This window comes from Hoyosella subflava DQS3-9A1, from assembly GCF_000214175.1.
GTDB classification, from domain to species: domain Bacteria; phylum Actinomycetota; class Actinomycetes; order Mycobacteriales; family Mycobacteriaceae; genus Hoyosella; species Hoyosella subflava.
The window spans coordinates 1,973,328-1,991,890 of record NC_015564.1 but is presented as its reverse complement, the minus strand read 5'-3'; the positions used below and the strand labels follow the sequence as shown (position 1 = coordinate 1,991,890).

The window sequence follows — 18,563 nt, the reverse complement described above, 5'->3', positions numbered from 1 at the left end:
TCCGCGTCACCGAGGTGACTGCGGTGCTGCACCCACGGGCTGTGCGGTCACTTGTGGCAAGCCCACCGTCCGCAGCACACGGTCGATAATGGAATCGGGGGTGATCTCGTCCGCCATCGCGTCATAGCTGAGCACGAGACGATGCCTGAGCACATCCGGGATGATTTCGACGACATCCTGGGGCACGACGTAATCCCGCCCCCGCATGAGCGCTAGGGCACGGCCCGCGGCGATGATACCGAGCGTCGCACGCGGTGAAGCGCCGTACGCGAGCCAGCCCGCCACATCATCCATACCGAACTTTGCAGGGTCACGCGTGGCTGTGATGACTCGCACAACATAATCAATGAGCGCATGGTGCACGAAGACGTTGCTCGCGGTGCGCTGCAAGCGAATAACCTCGGAAGAGTCCAGAATCCGGCGCGCCTCCGGCGGCGTCACACCCATCCGGTAGACGATCTCGCGTTCTTCAGCCATCGAGGGGTAATCGACCAGCACTTTGAAGAGAAAGCGATCTCGCTGTGCTTCTGGGAGCGGATAGACGCCTTCACTTTCGATTGGGTTCTGCGTCGCAAGGACGAGGAATGGATCCGGTACTGGATAGCTCTTGCCGCCAATAGACACGTGGCGTTCAGCCATCACCTCGAGTAGAGCGGACTGAACCTTCGCGGGGGCGCGGTTGATCTCGTCCGCAAGGACGAAGTTCGCAACAACCGGGCCGAGTTCGGTATCGAACTGCTCTCGGCCCTGCCGGTAGATACGAGTACCAATCAAGTCGGTCGGCACTAGGTCTGGCGTGAACTGGACGCGCGAGAAGCTACCACCTATCACCTGCGCCAGCGTCGACACGGCAAGCGTCTTAGCCACACCGGGAACACCCTCGAGCAGGACGTGACCTCTAGCCAGCATCCCTGCCAGCAGCCGCTCTACCAGAGCATCCTGACCCACGATGACGCGTTTCACTTCGTGCGCGGTGCGTTCGAGCAGCTTTGCATCGTCTTCCAGCGTCGCTGACGGCGGGAGCTGCCCGGGCCGCGACGACCCGGGACCGACATAGCCGGTTCCGTCGCCGGCTGGATTGCCCTGTTCTCCTGTGCGCTCGAACGTCACTCTGTAGACCACCGTTACATGCCAGGGCCGGAATTCTGCCGGCCAATGTCAGTACCTGGTCCACTATTCCAGGTTCCGCCGGACTCTGCCGGAACCTCCCGTCACAGAGGTCAGATCATGCGGACAGCGAACGGCTGAATACCACTCCAGCGGACTGCTACGACCCGGACTGTTGCACCGGAGAACGGCGCCTCAACCATCTGACCGTTGCCGATGTACAGCGACACATGCTGGCTGCCTCCCGCACCCCAGAACAACATGTCGCCACGCTCCATCTGGGCGACCGGAACCTTGGTGCCGGCGTTGTAGATGTACCCACTGAATCGCGGGAGGCTGATTCCCACGCCCGCGAAGGTATACACCATCAGTCCCGAACAGTCGAAACCGATCTTCAGGTAGTCACCGTGCCGGTCGGCCACGCCACCATCCCGGATTCCCAGGGTGGGCCCATTCGCGTTGCCACCGCCCCACGCGTAGGGGACGCCTACCTGGGAGAGCGCGCGGTTGACCACAGCGTCGATCTTCTGCGCCCGAGTGGACGGGATGGGGTCTCCCCCGCCTGGGTCGCCAGTTGACGGCGGTGGATTCTGGCTGCCGGGCGGTGGAGTCGATGGTGGAACCGCGCGCGGCGGCGTGAAGCTTTCGAGGGAACCCATCGAACCGGACGCAAGGATCGTGTCAACAAGTCGGCCAAGGTCGAGATCGGCGAGGAGGTTCGCCTCCTGGCGCGCCGCATCCATCGAGCCGGTACTGGGAACTCCCGCCGGAGCCGCCGCGATCCGCTCAGTCGTATCGACTGGCCCGATTGGGTCCGTATTCTCCTGCGGTGTGAATTCCTCAAGCGGCGCGGTGATTTCGGGGTTCTCGGCAACTCCTGCTGCGTCGGCATTCCCCTCAGCGGCGGCCGGCTCCTGCGCAGCCGCGGCCGCCCAGCTGTCGTGTGCGCGCCGCTGCCCCTGAAGTCCTTCGACCGCGTCCCGTGCCGCCTGCAGCAGTGCCTGCGCGGCTGTCCGCTCGCGAGCGAGCCGTTCACGCTCTCCCACAGCCTGCTGCTGGCGCTCGAGCGCGGTACCGAAAGCCGCCATCGCCGCCTCTCTGGCCGTCTGAGCCTGGCTGGCAGCGGTGCGCGCCTGATCCCTCGCGAGGCGCGCAGAAGAGTCCTGGTTTGCCATCTGCGCTCGAGCCCGCTCGAGCGCTTCGATCGCGCTTTTCTGGCTCAGCCCAACCACATTCCGGAGGTGAGCGCGATCAAGCACTTCGCCTGGGCCTAGCGCGCCCGCAAACAGCTCTAGAGAGTCAGCCGGTCCACCTTGAACGTAGTTGTGATGCACGAAAGCGTCGTAGCGCTCCTGAGCCTCACGGATGCTTTGACTCGCCTCCTCTAGAAGTGCACGGGCAGCGGAGGCTTCGTCTTCGGCCCGCGTCGCTTCGTTCTGCGCGTGCTCGAGATCAACCAGCGCCTTGTTCGCCTGCTGGCGCACAGTAGCGATTTCGGCATCGAGGTTCGCGAGTTCCGCCTCCTTCGTGGCGAGCTCATCAATGAGGTGCGACACGGTTCTTACGCTGTTTGCCGCTGCGCCTTGCGCGTCGGCAATCTCGCCATCACTGGGACGTGGCGGAATCGCAAGTGACACAGTTGATTGCGTCGCCATCAGCAGGCCTGCCAACCCAAGCCCGACCACAATCCGGACCGCCCCGACTGGCGGCCTGACTCTTCGTCGGTTCACAGTCCACTCCCTCAAGGCCGGCGATTTCTGCCTACGTGCGTGGCAGGTGCCGTCCGGTCCGGACGTGCGACCGAGACTGAGTTAGGCGCTGAGATAACTCAGACTGCCTCCCTCCGGCATGGGCATATTGCGCGTACCCGCCCGCCTCACAAAACACAGTGGGCCACTTCACCCACCTACGTGTCATGTGAACCGTACGACAACACACATCACGATTACATCAATTTCCACAAAACTACATAGTAGTAATTTGCAAATGTCCGTTTGTATGAGTACGGTTTCCGCGCCGATTCGAGCTTTCCCACTCGCTTTCGCTAAACGTGCGCACGGGAGTAATGCGGAATGCACCGGAGTTCCCCCGCACACCAGACCAGCCGTCATTCAGCAGGGACTCCCCGGGAAGGAATAAGCGCCGTCAGCTAATCGCCCCGGGGCTCAGCGGACCCTTCGGAGTAGTCATAACCTCGACGGGACCACCAGCGCGTCGCGACGACCACAGCCACGACAAGGAACAGCACGGCCACCGTCAGGCCGGTCCAGGGGAATCCAGACGCGGTGATTTCGTCGAGAAACATCGCAGCTGCATCCGGATGCTCACGGCGAGCGATTTCCATCTGCGCGCCCTCAAGGGTGAAACGACTGATGGAATCGCTATAAGACGCAATAACGTTGGGCCCAAGAACGAGGATCGTTCCACCGTCCGCGGCACCGATGTCATTCGCGAGGTCGCGCGGGCCACCCCCATACCAGGGGTTGTAAGGGAAGGCGACGATCTTCAGATCGATGCCTTGCTCGGCGGCTTCGGCGACGATATCCCGGAAAGTGTCCACTTCCCCGTCCGGGGCGTAGACATTGTCTTCCGCCAGCCCAGCGAGCACGTCGTCGAGATTTACTGCCGGTGGTGTATTCGCCTGAAATGGCCCTCCCCGGGTGAGCGCATCGGTTACCGGTCCAGCGTTCACAAATCTCACCTTGTCTCCATCCGGATGCCGAAGACGGGTCCCAGCGGCGCCGCGCGACCAGAACTGCAGGTCCGTGTCGCGCAGATCGAGGCAGCCCCAACTCGAGGCACCTCAGGCACCCTTAAGCGCGCCTGCCGGGTTCGGCGAATCAGCCATCGATGATACGCGACCATGTGCTCGCAACCTCGACGCACTGCCGCGAGTGTCATAGCGCGACACCCGCAACACCGATGCCACCCCCGGCGATTTCACAGTACGTGCGTACTGTTAGAATTCTTTTTGCCACTCCAGGTATCTGTCGTAGCGCTCTGGCATGCTCGTGACCATGCGCCAGCGGCACTTGCCGAAAGTGGCGTGCGACCCCCGTCGGCACAGCCCAGCTGGCGGAAGACTTATCGACGAGTGGAGCTGACGTGAGCACCAGCATTGATTCCTTTGGAGCGCGCGGAACACTGGAGGTCGGGGACAATTCCTACGAGATCTTCCGCCTCTCCGCGGTTCCCGGTACCGAAAAATTGCCGTACGCGCTCAAGGTTCTCGCCGAGAACCTCTTGCGTACCGAAGACGGCCTAAACATCACTGAAGAGCACATCAACGCGATTTCGAAGTGGGATCCCAGCGCGCAGCCTAGCGTCGAGATCCAGTTCACGCCGGCCCGCGTGATCATGCAGGACTTCACTGGCGTGCCCTGTGTGGTCGACCTCGCGACGATGCGTGAGGCAGTCACCACCCTCGGGGGTGACCCGGACAAGGTCAATCCGCTCTCCCCCGCCGAAATGGTCATCGACCACTCCGTCATCCTCGACATATTCGGACGGCCCGACGCTTTTGAGCGCAACGTCGAACTCGAGTACCAGCGCAACGGCGAGCGGTACCAGTTCCTTCGCTGGGGACAGGGCGCCTTCGACGACTTCAAGGTCGTCCCGCCGGGCACCGGCATCGTCCACCAGGTCAACATCGAATACCTCGCACGTACCGTCATGGTGCGAAACGGCCAGGCATACCCGGATACCTGTGTCGGTACCGACTCACACACCACCATGGTCAACGGCCTCGGTGTGCTCGGCTGGGGCGTGGGCGGCATCGAAGCCGAAGCCGCGATGCTCGGCCAGCCGGTCTCGATGCTTATACCGCGCGTCGTCGGTTTCAAGCTGACTGGCGAGATCCACCCCGGCGTCACCGCGACCGATGTCGTTCTCACCGTCACCGACATGCTGCGCAAGCACGGTGTCGTCGGCAAGTTCGTCGAGTTCTACGGCCAGGGGGTGGCGGAAGTTCCGCTGGCCAACCGCGCGACTCTGGGCAACATGAGCCCGGAATTCGGCTCGACCGCCGCGATCTTCCCGATCGACGAAGAGACCATCAACTACCTGCGTCTGACGGGCCGTGACGAGGATCAGCTAGCGCTCGTCGAGGCGTACGCCAAAGAGCAGGGCATGTGGCACGACGCGGACAGGGAACCTGAGTACTCCGAGTATCTCGAGCTCGACCTCAGCACAGTTGTCCCCTCGATCGCCGGCCCGAAGCGCCCTCAGGACCGCATCCCGCTGTCTGAGTCGAAGACCGCGTTCCGTAAGGACATCCATAACTACGTCGAAGAGAATCACGCGACTCCGCACAGCCACCTCGACGAGGCTGTCGAAGAGTCCTTCCCCGCTTCAGATCCGGCGGCGCTGTCTTTCGCCGACGACGACGCAGGTGACCTCAACTCTGCCGCAAACGGTTCTGAAGGCCGCCCCTCGAAACCTATCAAGGTGGTTTCCGAAGAGCACGGCGAATTTGTTCTCGACCACGGCGCGGTCGCGGTTGCGGGTATCACGTCGTGCACAAACACCTCAAACCCGTCGGTCATGATCGGCGCCGCCCTCCTCGCGCGCAACGCTGTCGAGAAGGGCCTCACGAGCAAGCCCTGGGTCAAGACCAACATGGCGCCCGGGTCGCAGGTGGTTTCCGACTACTACGAAAAGGCTGGCCTCTGGCCGTACCTCGAAAAGCTCGGCTTCCATCTGGGTGGCTACGGGTGCACTACCTGCATCGGCAATACCGGCCCCCTTCCCGAAGAAATCTCTAAGGCCATCAACGAGCATGACCTCACCGTCACCGCGGTGCTCTCGGGTAACCGGAACTTCGAAGGTCGCATCTCCCCCGACGTGAAGATGAACTACCTGGCGTCGCCGCCGCTCGTCATTGCCTACGCGCTCGCCGGCACCATGGACTTCGACTTCGAAACCGACTCACTCGGCAATGACAAAGAGGGCAACGACGTCTACCTGAAGGACATCTGGCCCTCGCCGCAGGAGATCGACGACACCATCAAGTCGGCGATCAGCCAGGAGATGTTCAAGAAGTCCTACGCTGACGTTTTCAAGGGTGATGAACGGTGGCGCAACCTGCCCACCCCGGAGGGCAACACCTTCGAATGGGGCGAGGACTCGACCTACGTGCGCAAGGCCCCGTACTTCGATGGCATGACGCTTGAGACGACTCCGGTCTCAGACGTCAAGGGCGCCCGCGTGCTCGCACTCCTGGGGGACTCGGTAACCACCGACCACATCTCACCTGCTGGCCCCATCAAGCCCGGTACCCCTGCGGCGCAGTACCTCGACGCTCATGGCGTGGAGCGCAAGGACTACAACTCGCTTGGTTCCCGGCGTGGCAACCACGAGGTGATGATTCGCGGCACTTTCGCGAACATTCGCCTCCGCAACCAGCTCCTCGATGATGTCTCGGGTGGCTACACCCGCGACTTCACGCAGGACGGCGGTCCGCAGGCTTTCATTTACGACGCCTCGATGAACTACCAGAAGGCGGGTATCCCACTCGTCGTCATCGGCGGTAAGGAGTACGGTTCCGGCTCGTCGCGCGACTGGGCCGCAAAGGGCACACGCCTGCTCGGCGTGAAAGCAGTGATCACCGAGTCCTTCGAGCGCATTCACCGCTCGAACCTCATCGGTATGGGCGTTGTTCCTCTTCAGTTCCCGGAAGGCGAGAGCGCCAAAACGCTCGGCATCGACGGCACCGAGGTCTTCGACATCGAAGGTATCGAGAAGTTGAACGAGGGTGTCACCCCGTCCACCATGAAGGTGACCGCAACCAAGGACAACGGCGAGAAAATTGAGTTCGACGCCGTAGTCCGCATCGATACGCCTGGTGAGCGGGATTACTACCGCAACGGCGGCATCTTGCAGTACGTGCTCCGCAACATGGTCAAGAGCTGACCTGCACCGGTCTGCTGCAGGCAATATTTGCCCAGTGCGCGGCTGCGGGCCCGGGAACGCACCACTCGGTGGTCCCCGGGCCTGCAGCCCTCTGGGTTTCCACGTGAAGGGCTAGTCAACGTGCCCAGAGTCAGTGAAGATCATCTCGTCGCCCGGCGCGCACAAATTCTCGACGGCGCCCGCCAATGCTTCGCGGAGTTCGGCTACGAAGGAGCGACGGTTCGCCGACTGGAAGAGGCGACCGGACTCTCCCGTGGCGCGATCTTTCATCATTTTCGTGACAAGGACGCCCTGTTCCTTGCGCTGGCACATGAAGACGCCCGCCGCATGGCGGATACCGCCGCAGAGCAGGGACTCGTTCAGGTAATGCGGAACCTCCTCGAGGATCCAGCGCAGTTCGATTGGCTCGGCACGCGGCTCGAAATCACACGAAGACTCCGAACGGATCCTGATTTTCGGCGGGAATGGTCCGACAGGTCTGGTGAGCTGACCGCCGCTGCTACCGCCCGTCTCGAACGGCAGCGGTCAGCAGGACGGCTCCGCGAAGACATCCCTACCGAAGTGCTTCTGCGCTATCTCGACCTGGTACTGGATGGTCTGGTCTCACATCTGGCTTCAGGGCAGTCAACAGATCATCTCGACGCGGTGCTTGACCTGGTCGAGGCCTCGGTGCGCCGCGGACACAGCAAATCCTGAAGTATTTACGCTGTTTAAGGCGTAAGCACTTCAGGATTTTCCGTTGTCGTCGCTATCAGGCTGATACACGGCGGCGGCGGTTCGCGCCACCTCGACCGCGCAGTTTGACGTCTGACTCGACAAGGATCTTGTGGACGAAGCCATAGCTTCGGCCCATTGCTTCGGCGAGCGAACGGATACTCGCTCCCGATTCGTACTTCTGACGGATCTCAGATCTGATGCGCTCTCTGGATTCGCCGGTAATTCTTGCTCCCTTATTGAGCCCCGCTGACCCTGCTGAACCGGCCATCTCAACCTCCACTGAGCTCGGCGCCGGGTGATTGCACCTAACGTGTGCTCGGGGCGTGCGCGCGGCGCGCGTGCTCTGGGCCATTCCGCTGGCACAATGCTGTATCTCTCCAGCGTAGACAATCGCCAAACTGGTGATCAACAAGTTGGCAAGAACCATTGCAGACGAATTCCGGCAGCACTGGCCGAAACGCCGTTATGCGAGCTGAATGAGCTCCAGATACTCTTCGGACCAGTGGTCTTCGGCACCGTCGGGAAGCATGATGATCCGCTCCGGGTTCAGCGCTTCAGCAGCCCCCGGGTCGTGTGTCACGAGAACGACAGCTCCCTCGTAGGTCCGCAGCGCGTCGAGCACTTGCTCTCGTGACACCGGATCGAGGTTGTTGGTCGGCTCATCGAGCAAGAGAACGTTCGCCGCAGACGACACGAGTCCTGCGAGAGCAAGCCGTGTCTTCTCGCCACCGGACAGCGTGCCTGCCGGCTGCTCAAGTTGCGCTACGGTGAACATGAACGCGCCTAGCAGGCTTCGTAGCTCCTGTTCTCCCGCGTCGGGTGAGGCCTGCCGGATGTTATCCCACACCGAGGCGGCGTCATTCAGCGTGTCGTGCTCCTGCGCGAAGTAGCCTCGCTTCAGTCCGTAGCCCGCGTCGATCTGACCAGTGTCGGGGGTTTCATGGCCGGCAAGTATCCGAAGCATTGTTGTCTTCCCCGCACCGTTCAGGCCCAGGATGACAACGCGGCTGCCACGGTCGATAGCCAGATCTACACCAGTGAAGACTTCGAGGGAACCGTACGACTTCGACAGGCTCTGCGCTGTGAGGGGTGTCTTGCCGCAGGTGGCTGGCTGCGGGAACTTGATGCGGGCAACCTTGTCGGATACGCGCTCGGCGTCGAGTTCAGACATCATACGGTCAGCGCGGCGCAGCATGTTTTTGGCAGCCGCTGCCTTCGTAGCTTTGGCTCCGAGTTTGTCAGCCTGCGCCCGCAACGCTGACGCCTTCTTCTCCGCGTTGGTTCGCTCCCGCCGCCGCCGTGCTTCGTCGGTCGCGCGGGCGTCAAGATATTTCTTCCAGCCCATGTTGTAGACATCTGCCTCACCACGGACCGCATCGAGGAACCACACCTTGTTCACCACGGCTTCGAGGAGTTCGACATCGTGCGAGATCAAAATCAGGCCGCCTTCATGGCTTTGAAGAAAACCGCGCAGCCAGGTGATTGAATCGGCGTCCAAGTGATTTGTCGGCTCGTCGAGCAACAATGTCGTGCCCGATTTTCCGCCGGAGCCATCGGAGGCTGAGAACAGGATCCGCGCAAGCTCAACGCGGCGGCGCTGCCCGCCGGACAGGGTTCTGAGCGGCTGCTCCAGAACGCGGTCTGGGAGACCGAGCGAACTGCAGATCCGCGCGGCTTCGCTTTCGGCGGCATATCCACCGAGCGAGGAGAAACGGTCTTCGAGATTTCCGTATTTGCGTACGGCTGCGTCACGTTCTCTGTCATCAGTGAACTCGGCCATTTGAACTTGAAGCTTTTCCATCTTCCGCAGAATGGTGTCGAGCCCCCTTGCTGACAGGACACGGTCCTTAGCGAGGAGGTCCAGATTGCCCTCACGAGGGTCCTGAGGGAGGTAACCCACCTCCCCCGAGCGCGTCAGAGTTCCTGCATAGGGTTCCCCTTCGCCGGCCAGAATCCGCATCGTGGTCGTTTTACCGGCACCGTTGCGCCCCACCAGCCCGATCCGGTCGCCTGACTGGACGCGCAGAGCCGACCCGGGCGCGGCAAGCAGGGTACGCATCCCAGCACGCACTTCAAGATCGGTAGCGGTAATCACAACAACTCCTGGCAATTCGCGGATCAAGCGCCGACTCAAGCGCGGTGGCCCGCGTTCTCGGCGACGCGGGAGAGGACAGCAACGTGGCGACTAGCCCGCGTCATTCAGGTCCAGCCCCTTAGGCTACCGGCTCACCCACCAAATCGCGATGTCATAAATCACATGTACCCACGCGACACGCCACAAAACGCCCAGCCAGATTGACGCTCACACTGGTGCCGCTACTACGGTGGTGCAATGACCTCTCAGGACCTCGCAGGCCGTACCGCACTCGTCACCGGCGCAAGCCGCGGCATTGGGAAAGCGATCGCAGCCGAATTGCTGCGGCGCGGCGCTAACGTCGCGATCACTGCGAGGAAAGCCGAGGCGCTGGAGGAAACTGCCCACGAACTCGCTGAGCATGCGGGCCAGGCAGGTGTAGTGGCGCTCCCCAGCAACACCGGTGATCCGGAATCACGACATGGCGTGGTCGCAGCGACGCTTGACCGCTTCGGCTCGCTCGACATCCTGATCAACAACACAGGTATCAACCCCGTGTACGGTCCGCTGGTCGAAGCCGACCTCGGCGGAGTGTCGAAGATCTTCGACGTCAACGTCGTCGCGGCGCTTGGTTATGTTCAGGAGGCCTACAAGTCGTGGATGAACGAGCACGGTGGGGCCATCATCAACGTCGCCAGTGTGGCGGGCCTGCGTTCTTCTGGGGTGATATCTGCATACGGCGCCTCCAAGGCGGCGCTGATCCGTCTCACTGAAGAGCTCGCGTGGCAGCTCGGGCCGAGCATCCGCGTCAATGCAGTCGCACCTGGCGTCGTCAAAACGAAGTTCGCCGAAGCCCTCTACACAGCGGGCGAAGATCAGGCCGCAAGCATCTACCCAATGAAACGTCTAGGCACCCCCGAGGACGTCGCGAAGCTGGTTGGCTTCCTTGTCTCGGACGACGCCGCGTGGATTACCGGTGAGACCGTCCGCGTCGACGGTGGGCTCCTTGCCACCGGCGCTCTCTGAGAGCCGCGTGCTGTGACTGCGGCTAGCGGCGACGTCGTTGTCGCTGGGCTCGGTCCGGCCGGACGTTCTCTGGCGCATCGGTGCATAGAGCGCGGGCTGCGTGTCATCGCTGTCGATACGCATCCGAACAGAACGTGGACACCGACCTACGGCGCCTGGGCGGACGAGTTGCCCCCATGGCTATCGCCAGGGGCGATCGCGGCGATTGCACATCAGCCGCATGCGTTCGGTACGCAGGAATGGCGAATTGACCGTGACTATGTGGTGTTCGACACCGCTGCGCTGCAGCAGTCACTCACGCTCACCGGAAGCACCGTCATCCAAGAGATCGTCACGCACGTCCGGCCGGGAGTCGTTCAACTCGCAGACGGCACACATCTCTACGGCCGGATCATCGTAGACGCGCGCGGTCTTCGGGCAGCGCGCCATCCGCAGCAAACCGCATTTGGTGTTACCGTCCCAGCCAGCGAGGCCGAGCCCGTTCTCGCTGGACGTTCCGCGTGGTTCATGGACTGGCGTGCCTCCCCCGCCAGCTCCGGTCCGCCGTCGTTTCTCTACGCGATACCTCTCGGGAAGGGACGCGTACTGCTGGAGGAGACGTGCCTCGCCGGGCAGCCACCGATCCCATTCGCTGAACTCGAGGCGAGGCTTGATGCGCGTCTACTGGCCCATGGGGTGCGGCGCGGCGGACATGAACCCGTAGAACGCGTCCGGTTCGCTGTCCATGCCCCACGGCACACACAGCGCGGCGTCACCAGCATCGGTGCGCGAGGAGGGATCCTGCACCCGGCGAGCGGCTATAGCGTCGCCGCCTCTCTCTCGCTGGCGGATCCGCTTGCAGACGCGATCGCATTCAGATCGGATCTTTCAGCGGTGCTTTGGCCGATACGGGCCCGCGTCGTGTCAGAACTTCGCGGGCGTGGACTCGCTAGCTTTCTGCGACTGCCAGCCGACGACGTTCCCGAGTTCTTCGATCAGTTCTTCGCACTGCCCGTGCAATTGCAGCGGGCGTACCTTTCGGGCCGAACTGACGTCAGCGGGCTCGTCATGGCGATGACGCGGATCTTCCGCGGACTCGCTCATCGCAAGCGGACACATCTGATCCGCGGAGTTGTCCGCCCCCGTCTGTAGTCGCAGACCCTGTGGGTGCGTTCACGCAGGCCTGTTCAATTTGTACAGATCTGGCCCAAGACTGTACGTAACGTACCGCATGAGAAAACTGGTAGCCCTCGCGACAGCTATGCGTGTGGCGAGAGGTAATCCAGTGTCGCTATACGGTGAAGCCGAGAGCGCGGAGCTGCTCCCGCCCGTCATCCGTGATCTTCTCCGGCCCCCACGGCGGCATCCACACCCAATTGATCTTGAGGTCGGAGCACAAGCCGCTCCTCACCAGCGCGGATCGGGTCTGCTCCTCGATCACATCGGTGAGAGGGCACGCCGCGGAGGTCAGCGTCATGTTGACGGTTGCCACGGCTTCGTCGTCGATTTCGATGCCATAGACGAGTCCGAGGTCCACGACGTTGATGCCCAACTCGGGATCCACGACATCGCGCATGGCCTCCTCAACATCGTCGAGCGGAGGAATTGTCACATTAGCGTCAGTCATTACTGCTGTCCTTCTCTGGATGTGCCTTCAGTTATCTGAACAACGGCATCCTTGAATGCCATCCATCCCAACAGCGCGCACTTGACCCGAGCCGGGTATTTCGCCACCCCGGCAAATGCAATGCCGTCCCCTAGGAGGTCTTCATCGCCCTCTATTGTCCCTCTGCTCCCGATCATTTCCTGGAACGCACCGACGATTTTCAGCGCGTCGCCCAATGGGAGACCAATCAGCTGATCTGTCAGCACCGACGTCGAGGCTTGGCTGATCGAGCACCCTTGACCGTCGTAGGAGATGTCGGCGACAGCATCCCGTTCGACGTGCACGCGAAGCGTGATCTCGTCACCACAAGTGGGATTGACGTGGTGCACCTCCGCACCGAAAGGCTCGCGGAGACCCCGATGGTGCGGATGCTTGTAATGGTCCAGGATCACTTCCTGGTACATCTGGTCGAGTCGCATCAGACCGTCCCGAAGAATTCCTGAGCCCGCCTGATCGACTTGGCGAGAACTTCAACTTCGTCAAGCGTGTTGTACAAGTAGAAGGAGGCGCGCGCACTCGCCGCGATCCCGAATCGTCGATGCAATGGCCACGCGCAGTGGTGACCCACGCGGATCGCGACACCATCATCGTCGAGCACTTGACCCAGATCGTGCGCGTGAATCCCGTCCACTACGAAGCTCACGGCGGCACCACGTGCCTCGGCCGTCTGGGGACCAACGATGCGGACACCTTCGATGCTGGTCAGCGCTTCAAGCGTCGCAGCAGTCAGCTCTCGCTCATGTGCAGCGACCGCATCCATGCCTAAGTCGTTCAAGTATTTGACGGCTGCTCCGAGCCCGACCACCTGGGAGGTCATTGGGACACCCGCCTCGAAACGCTGCGGCGGTGGCGCGTAGGTGCTCTTGTCCATGTACACCATCTCGATCATCGAACCACCCGTGATGAACGGTGGCATCGCATCGAGTAATTCCTGCCGTCCGTACAGCACACCGACGCCGGACGGCGCGAGCATTTTGTGTCCTGAAAATGCCGCGAAGTCGACGTCGAGCGCTGGGAAGTCGACTGGAGCGTGCGGAACGGACTGGCAGGCGTCGAGAACAACTAATGCGCCCACTTCGCGGGCCCGTCGCACGAGTTCGGGTACATCAGCGACCGCACCGGTGACGTTCGACTGGTGGGTGAATGCGACGACCTTTGTCTGCTCAGTCAAGGTCAGCGAATCGAGGTCGATCCGGCCTTCGTCTGTGACGCCGTACCATTTGAGCGTCGCGCCCGTGCGTCGGCAGAGTTCCTGCCATGGAACGAGATTTGCGTGGTGCTCGAGCTCAGTGATGACGACCTCGTCGCCTTCCCGGATCGTCCGGCCCGCGAAGCGGTCGTCACTCAGGGTGTGCGTCACCAGGTTCAGCGCCTCAGTGGCGTTCTTGGTGAAAACGAGTTCGCTGTATTTCGCACCGACGAAGTCGGCGACCAGTGCCCGAGCGTCCTCATACGCATCTGTCGCTTCCTCCGCGAGCTGATGCGCTCCACGGTGCACCGCGGCATTCGAGGTGGTCAGGAAGTGGCGCTCCGCATCGAGTACCTGGACCGGGCGCTGCGATGTAGCACCCGAATCCAGGTAGACAAGTGGCTTCCCGTCACGAACGGTGCGGTGCAGGATCGGGAAGTCTTGACGGATACGGGCGACGTCCAGCGACACAGCAGGGTCCGCGTGGGATACCGGCTGCGCAAGTGGAGTGTTCGCCGTTGCCGTCATGTCAGACCGCCGCCTGGGTGAATCGAACGTAACCGCTCCGCTCCAGTTCGTCGGCGAGTTCCTTGCCACCAGACTCGACGATTTTTCCGGCAGAGAAGACATGCACGAAGTCGGGCTCAACGTAGCGGAGGATGCGGGAGTAGTGAGTAATCAGCAGGACTCCCCCGTTCTCGCGTTCCTTGTATCGGTTCACGCCTTCGCTGACGACCCGCAGTGCGTCGACGTCGAGCCCTGAGTCAGTTTCGTCGAGAACAGCGATCTTCGGCTTGAGGACACCAAGTTGCAGAATCTCGTGGCGCTTCTTCTCGCCACCCGAGAAACCTTCGTTCACCGACCGGTCTGCGAACGCCGATTCAATGTCAAGTTCACGCATCGATTCCTTGACCTCTTTGACCCAGTGGCGGAGCTTCGGTGCCTCGCCACGGACCGCAGTAGCTGCCGTGCGGAGGAAGTTGGACATTGAGACACCAGGTACCTCAGTGGGGTACTGCATCGCGAGAAAGAGCCCGGCACGAGCGCGCTCGTCGACACTCATCTCGAGAACGTCTTCACCGTCCAGCGTGATTGAGCCACCGGTGACGTGGTACTTGGGGTGGCCCGCGATCGCGTAGGACAGCGTGGACTTCCCCGAGCCGTTAGGCCCCATCAGTGCATGCGTCTCACCCGACTTGATGGTGAGATCGACACCTTTGAGGATCTTGATCGGCGCATCATCACCGGGGGTGATTTCGACCTGGAGGTCGCGAATTTCAAGCGTGGACATTCGATTCCTTAGCGAGTCTCTAAAAGTGAGCAGTCTGGTCAGGCGCCGATCGCGCCGAGTTCGGCCTCGATCGCAGCATCGATGCGTTCCCGAACATCGGGCACCACGATCTTGTCGATGAGTTCGCGGAAGAAACCGCGCACTACGAGGCGCCGCGCCTGGTCTTCTGGGATGCCGCGTGAGCGCAGGTAGAACAGCTGCTCGTCGTCAAAGCGACCGGTGGCGCTGGCGTGGCCAGCCCCGCGGATTTCACCGGTCTCGATTTCCAGGTTCGGAACCGAGTCAGCGCGTGCGCCGTCCGTCAGTACGAGATTGCGGTTCAGCTCGAAAGTTTCCGTGCCCTCCGCTGCAGCACGGATCAATACGTCACCGATCCAGACCGTGTGCGCGTCGCCTTTGCTGCCGGGAGCAGCGTGAGCTGCTGCCGATTCGCCCTGCAGTGCGCCCTTGTAGACGACATTCGACTTGCAGTGCGGGACCGCGTGGTCCACAAGCAGCCGGTGCTCGATGTGCTGCCCCGCATCAGCGAAATACAGGCCAAAGAGTTCAGCATCGCCACCGGGTGCGCTGAAACGCACGGTCGTTGAAGTCCGCGCGAGATCACCGCCAAGGCTCACCGCGAAGTGCCGGAAAACAGCGTCACGGCCGACCTTAGTGTGCTCGGATCGGGCGTGAACAGCCGTTTCCGCCCAGTCCTGCACTGACACCACGCTCAGGCGCGCGCTGTCACCGATAATGAACTCGACGTTGTCCGCGATCGTGCCGTCACCCTTGTGGTCCAGAACGACGGTTGCACGACCGAAAGCTTCGACGCGGATCTGCAGGTGTGCGTACGCGACATTGCCCGCACCGGGGCCAGTCACTGTCACCGTGATCGGGTCCGCGACTTCTTCTTCCCGGCCGACTGTGATGACCGTGGCCTGCTCGAAGCCGGAGTACGCGGCGGCGGCGACACGATCAGTCGGGGCACCGGCTTCGCCGAGGCGCTGATCTTCGCGGCCGACGGATTCCACCGTCACGCCCTCCGTCTCAGTTACCTCAATAGCAACCGTCGAGTTCGGCGTGGCCGTGCCGTCATGAAGACCGCGCAGCCGGCGCATGGGCGTAAACCGCCACAGTTCGTCACGGCCAGACGGTATCTCAAAGGCGTTCACGTCGAACGAGGAGAACAACTCTCCCTTGTTGACGGCCGGAGTTGCCCCTGCAGTGCTTGCGGCCGCTTCCCGGTTTTCACCAGCAATCGCGCCCTGCACCCCAGCGGCGCCGACACCAGCAGGTGTACTGGCAGTCACTAGCCCACGGCCCCTTCCATTTGCAGTTCAATCAGGCGGTTGAGTTCAAGTGCGTACTCCATGGGGAGTTCCTTCGCGATCGGCTCGACGAAACCGCGCACGATAAGCGCCATCGCCTCGTCTTCATTCAGCCCACGGCTCATGAGGTAGAACAACTGGTCCTCACTCACCTTCGAAACCGTGGCTTCGTGGCCCATCGTCACGTCGTCCTCGCGGATATCGACGTAAGGGTAGGTGTCGCTGCGGCTAATGGTGTCAACGAGCAGTGCATCGCACTTGACCGTTGACTTCGAGCCATAAGCGCCCTTGTTGACCTGGACAAGTCCGCGGTACGAGGCACGGCCGCCGCCCCGTGCGACAGACTTGCTGATGATCGTCGAGGAGGTGTGTGGTGCGAGGTGCAGCATCTTCGCGCCGGTGTCCTGGTGCTGACCTTCACCGGCGAACGCTACTGACAGGACTTCGCCCTTCGCGTGCTCGCCCGTCATCCAGACGGCCGGATACTTCATCGTCACCTTCGAACCGATGTTGCCGTCGATCCATTCCATTGTGGCGCCAGCCTCGGCCTTGGCGCGCTTGGTAACGAGGTTGTAGACGTTGTTCGACCAGTTCTGAATCGTCGTGTAACGGCAGCGACCGCCCTTTTTAACGACAATTTCCACGACCGCCGAGTGCAGCGAGTCTGTCTTGTAGATCGGTGCGGTGCAGCCTTCGACGTAGTGCACGTACGCGCCTTCATCAACGATGATGAGCGTCCGCTCGAACTGACCCATGTTCTCGGTGTTGATGCGGAAATACGCCTGCAGGGGGATGTCGACGTGAACCCCAGGCGGTACGTAGATAAACGAACCGCCGGACCAGACCGAGGTGTTCAGGGCTGAGAACTTGTTGTCACCAGCGGGGATGACTGAGCCGAAGTATTCCTTGAACAGCTCCGGGTGCTCGCGCAGCCCTGAGTCGGTGTCGAGGAAAATGACACCCTGCTGTTCAAGATCCTCACGAATCTGGTGGTAGACCACCTCGGACTCGTACTGAGCCGCGACGCCGGAAACGAGGCGCTGCTTCTCCGCCTCAGGAATGCCGAGTCTGTCGTAGGTGTTCTTGATGTCTTCGGGCAAGTCTTCCCAGGACGCCGCCTGCTTCTCCGTGGAACGCACGAAGTACTTGATGTTGTCGAAATCAACACCTGTGACGTCAGCGCCCCATTGTGGGAGAGGCTTGCGGTCGAAGATGCGCAACGCCTTCAGACGTGCGTCGAGCATCCATTCAGGCTCGTCCTTCTTCGATGAGATATCGCGTACGACCTCCTCCGAGAGTCCGCGGCGCGCGATCGAGCCTGCGTCATCCTTGTCAGACCAGCCATAGGCATAGTGGCCAAGCGACGCGATCGTCTCTTCCTGGGTTAGCGGCGCCGTTCCCGTGGCAACCGCACCGGGCTCTGACGTGACTGTCATGTGCGCTCCTCCCGGAGTCGATGGGTATCCGCTGCGGGCTGTGCAACGGAGGGATTTCGTGTGGCTTGTGGCGCATCGGCGACATCTCTGCTCGAAGCGTCACCGAAGACCGTAAGAGGGACGTGGGTGGTGCAGGCGCAGTCGCCGTTGGCGATCGTCGCCAGGCGCTGCACGTGCGTCCCGAGCACTTCGGCGAAAACCTGCTCCTCTGCCTCACACAGTTGCGGGAACTGCGCTGCAACATGTGACACAGGGCAATGGTGCTGACAGATCTCAACACCAAGCCCCACTCTGCGCGTGGAGGCGGCGTAACCAGCAGCGGTGAGGGCATCTGCGACACGCTCAGCGGTACGTTCAACAGAATCCGGATCCCGCTGCACGGAACCGACAATCGAACGCACCCGGCGGTCCGCGAAGCGCTCAAGTGCCTGTTCTCCGCCGATTTCCCGGAGTTCACGCATCGCTGCGGTAGCAAGATCATCGTAGGCGTGCTGCAAATGATCCCGTCCGGCAGCCGAGAGCATGTACTGCTTGGCTGGCCGTCCACGTCCCCGGTCTCTCAGGACGCGGGGCGGAGCGATCTCTGCGTAGCCATTGTCGATAAGAACATCAAGGTGCCTGCGAACACCCGCCGCGCTCAATCCAAGGCGGGAACTGACCGCCGAAGCCGTAATCGGTCCGCGCTCCAGCAATAACCGCACAACCTCTGCGCGTGTGTGCCCTTCGTGCGCAAAACCTGACGGGGCCAGACCTTGGGAGCGCAGCGGCGCACCGGCAGAGCGGCTAGCTCCACCTCTCGCACCGTCGGACACTCCTGCTGTTTTCACAACACTAGTGTGACGCAATTCCCGAGATGAT

At 61.9% G+C, this 18,563-nt stretch carries 16 protein-coding genes; 4 read left to right on the top strand and 12 right to left on the bottom strand.

Going from position 1 to position 18,563, the window contains the following annotated elements; all coding sequences use genetic code 11:
• Positions 1-6: 6 nt before the first annotated feature.
• From AS9A_RS09280 to AS9A_RS09270, 3 genes are all read right to left on the bottom strand, one after another.
• Positions 7-1,110 (bottom strand): AAA family ATPase, encoded by a 1,104-nt coding sequence (locus AS9A_RS09280; RefSeq protein WP_013806716.1) that lies wholly within the window; start codon positions 1,108-1,110, stop codon positions 7-9.
• Between the two features lie 110 nt (positions 1,111-1,220).
• Positions 1,221-2,837, bottom strand: coding sequence for an NlpC/P60 family protein (locus AS9A_RS09275; RefSeq protein WP_148262434.1), 1,617 nt, complete (start codon positions 2,835-2,837; stop codon positions 1,221-1,223).
• A gap of 419 nt (positions 2,838-3,256) precedes the next feature.
• A complete protein-coding gene (locus tag AS9A_RS09270; RefSeq protein WP_013806714.1) occupies positions 3,257-3,808 on the bottom strand; it encodes an Rv1476 family membrane protein in 552 nt (183 codons plus the stop codon).
• A gap of 404 nt (positions 3,809-4,212) precedes the next feature.
• Between AS9A_RS09270 and acnA the strand changes: the two genes are divergently transcribed.
• Together acnA and AS9A_RS09260 are read left to right on the top strand one after the other, a co-directional pair.
• The gene (acnA, locus tag AS9A_RS09265) at positions 4,213-7,017 is read left to right on the top strand and encodes an aconitate hydratase AcnA (RefSeq protein WP_013806712.1); all 2,805 of its coding nucleotides are present in this window, start codon (positions 4,213-4,215) and stop codon (positions 7,015-7,017) included.
• 120 nt (positions 7,018-7,137) lie between these two features.
• Entirely contained in the window at positions 7,138-7,713 is a 576-nt protein-coding gene (locus AS9A_RS09260; protein ID WP_013806711.1) for a TetR/AcrR family transcriptional regulator, read from the top strand.
• A 55-nt stretch (positions 7,714-7,768) separates the two neighbouring features.
• Here AS9A_RS09260 and AS9A_RS09255 read toward each other — a convergent pair whose 3' ends face one another.
• Both AS9A_RS09255 and AS9A_RS09250 read right to left on the bottom strand, forming a co-directional pair.
• On the bottom strand, positions 7,769-8,002 hold the full coding sequence (locus AS9A_RS09255; RefSeq protein WP_013806710.1) for a helix-turn-helix domain-containing protein: 234 nt from the start codon (positions 8,000-8,002) through the stop codon (positions 7,769-7,771).
• A gap of 195 nt (positions 8,003-8,197) precedes the next feature.
• Positions 8,198-9,829: an ABC-F family ATP-binding cassette domain-containing protein gene (locus AS9A_RS09250; RefSeq protein WP_013806709.1), complete on the bottom strand. Its 1,632-nt coding sequence runs from the start codon at positions 9,827-9,829 to the stop codon at positions 8,198-8,200.
• 237 nt (positions 9,830-10,066) lie between these two features.
• On the opposite strand from AS9A_RS09250, the gene AS9A_RS09245 reads away from it, so the two are divergent.
• Both AS9A_RS09245 and AS9A_RS09240 read left to right on the top strand, forming a co-directional pair.
• Positions 10,067-10,834: an SDR family oxidoreductase gene (locus AS9A_RS09245; RefSeq protein ID WP_013806708.1), complete on the top strand. Its 768-nt coding sequence runs from the start codon at positions 10,067-10,069 to the stop codon at positions 10,832-10,834.
• A 12-nt stretch (positions 10,835-10,846) separates the two neighbouring features.
• On the top strand, positions 10,847-11,965 hold the full coding sequence (locus AS9A_RS09240) for a lycopene cyclase family protein (protein WP_013806707.1): 1,119 nt from the start codon (positions 10,847-10,849) through the stop codon (positions 11,963-11,965).
• Positions 11,966-12,104: 139 nt separating this feature from the next.
• Here the strand turns inward: AS9A_RS09240 and AS9A_RS09235 are convergent, their stop codons facing one another.
• From AS9A_RS09235 to AS9A_RS09205, 7 genes are read right to left on the bottom strand one after another with little or no spacing between them, the layout of a single operon-like run.
• Positions 12,105-12,440, bottom strand: a complete 336-nt coding sequence (locus AS9A_RS09235) for a metal-sulfur cluster assembly factor (RefSeq protein WP_013806706.1) — start codon at positions 12,438-12,440, stop codon at positions 12,105-12,107.
• On the bottom strand, positions 12,440-12,898 hold the full coding sequence (gene sufU / locus AS9A_RS09230; RefSeq protein WP_013806705.1) for a Fe-S cluster assembly sulfur transfer protein SufU: 459 nt from the start codon (positions 12,896-12,898) through the stop codon (positions 12,440-12,442). Before sufU ends, AS9A_RS09235 begins: the two co-directional genes overlap by 1 nt.
• Positions 12,898-14,196 (bottom strand): cysteine desulfurase, encoded by a 1,299-nt coding sequence (locus AS9A_RS09225; protein ID WP_013806704.1) that lies wholly within the window; start codon positions 14,194-14,196, stop codon positions 12,898-12,900. Before AS9A_RS09225 ends, sufU begins: the two co-directional genes overlap by 1 nt.
• 1 nt (position 14,197) lies before the next feature.
• Positions 14,198-14,959, bottom strand: a complete 762-nt coding sequence (sufC, locus tag AS9A_RS09220) for a Fe-S cluster assembly ATPase SufC (RefSeq protein WP_013806703.1) — start codon at positions 14,957-14,959, stop codon at positions 14,198-14,200.
• Between the two features lie 38 nt (positions 14,960-14,997).
• A complete protein-coding gene (gene sufD, locus AS9A_RS09215; RefSeq protein WP_013806702.1) occupies positions 14,998-16,251 on the bottom strand; it encodes a Fe-S cluster assembly protein SufD in 1,254 nt (417 codons plus the stop codon).
• On the bottom strand, positions 16,251-17,705 hold the full coding sequence (gene sufB / locus AS9A_RS09210) for a Fe-S cluster assembly protein SufB (protein WP_013806701.1): 1,455 nt from the start codon (positions 17,703-17,705) through the stop codon (positions 16,251-16,253). The genes sufD and sufB overlap by 1 nt, the downstream gene beginning before the upstream one ends.
• Entirely contained in the window at positions 17,702-18,532 is an 831-nt protein-coding gene (locus AS9A_RS09205) for a helix-turn-helix transcriptional regulator (RefSeq protein WP_083826504.1), read from the bottom strand. The genes sufB and AS9A_RS09205 overlap by 4 nt, the downstream gene beginning before the upstream one ends.
• Positions 18,533-18,563 lie beyond the last annotated feature (31 nt).

Coding starts and splice junctions, on each gene's coding strand:
- AS9A_RS09235 (WP_013806706.1), bottom strand. CDS start 12,440: ATGACTGACGCTAATGTGACAATTCCTCCGCTCGACGATGTTGAGGAG.
- AS9A_RS09255 (WP_013806710.1), bottom strand. CDS start 8,002: ATGGCCGGTTCAGCAGGGTCAGCGGGGCTCAATAAGGGAGCAAGAATT.
- AS9A_RS09225 (WP_013806704.1), bottom strand. CDS start 14,196: ATGACGGCAACGGCGAACACTCCACTTGCGCAGCCGGTATCCCACGCG.
- AS9A_RS09245 (WP_013806708.1), top strand. CDS start 10,067: ATGACCTCTCAGGACCTCGCAGGCCGTACCGCACTCGTCACCGGCGCA.
- sufB (WP_013806701.1), bottom strand. CDS start 17,705: ATGACAGTCACGTCAGAGCCCGGTGCGGTTGCCACGGGAACGGCGCCG.
- sufC (WP_013806703.1), bottom strand. CDS start 14,959: ATGTCCACGCTTGAAATTCGCGACCTCCAGGTCGAAATCACCCCCGGT.
- sufU (WP_013806705.1), bottom strand. CDS start 12,898: ATGCGACTCGACCAGATGTACCAGGAAGTGATCCTGGACCATTACAAG.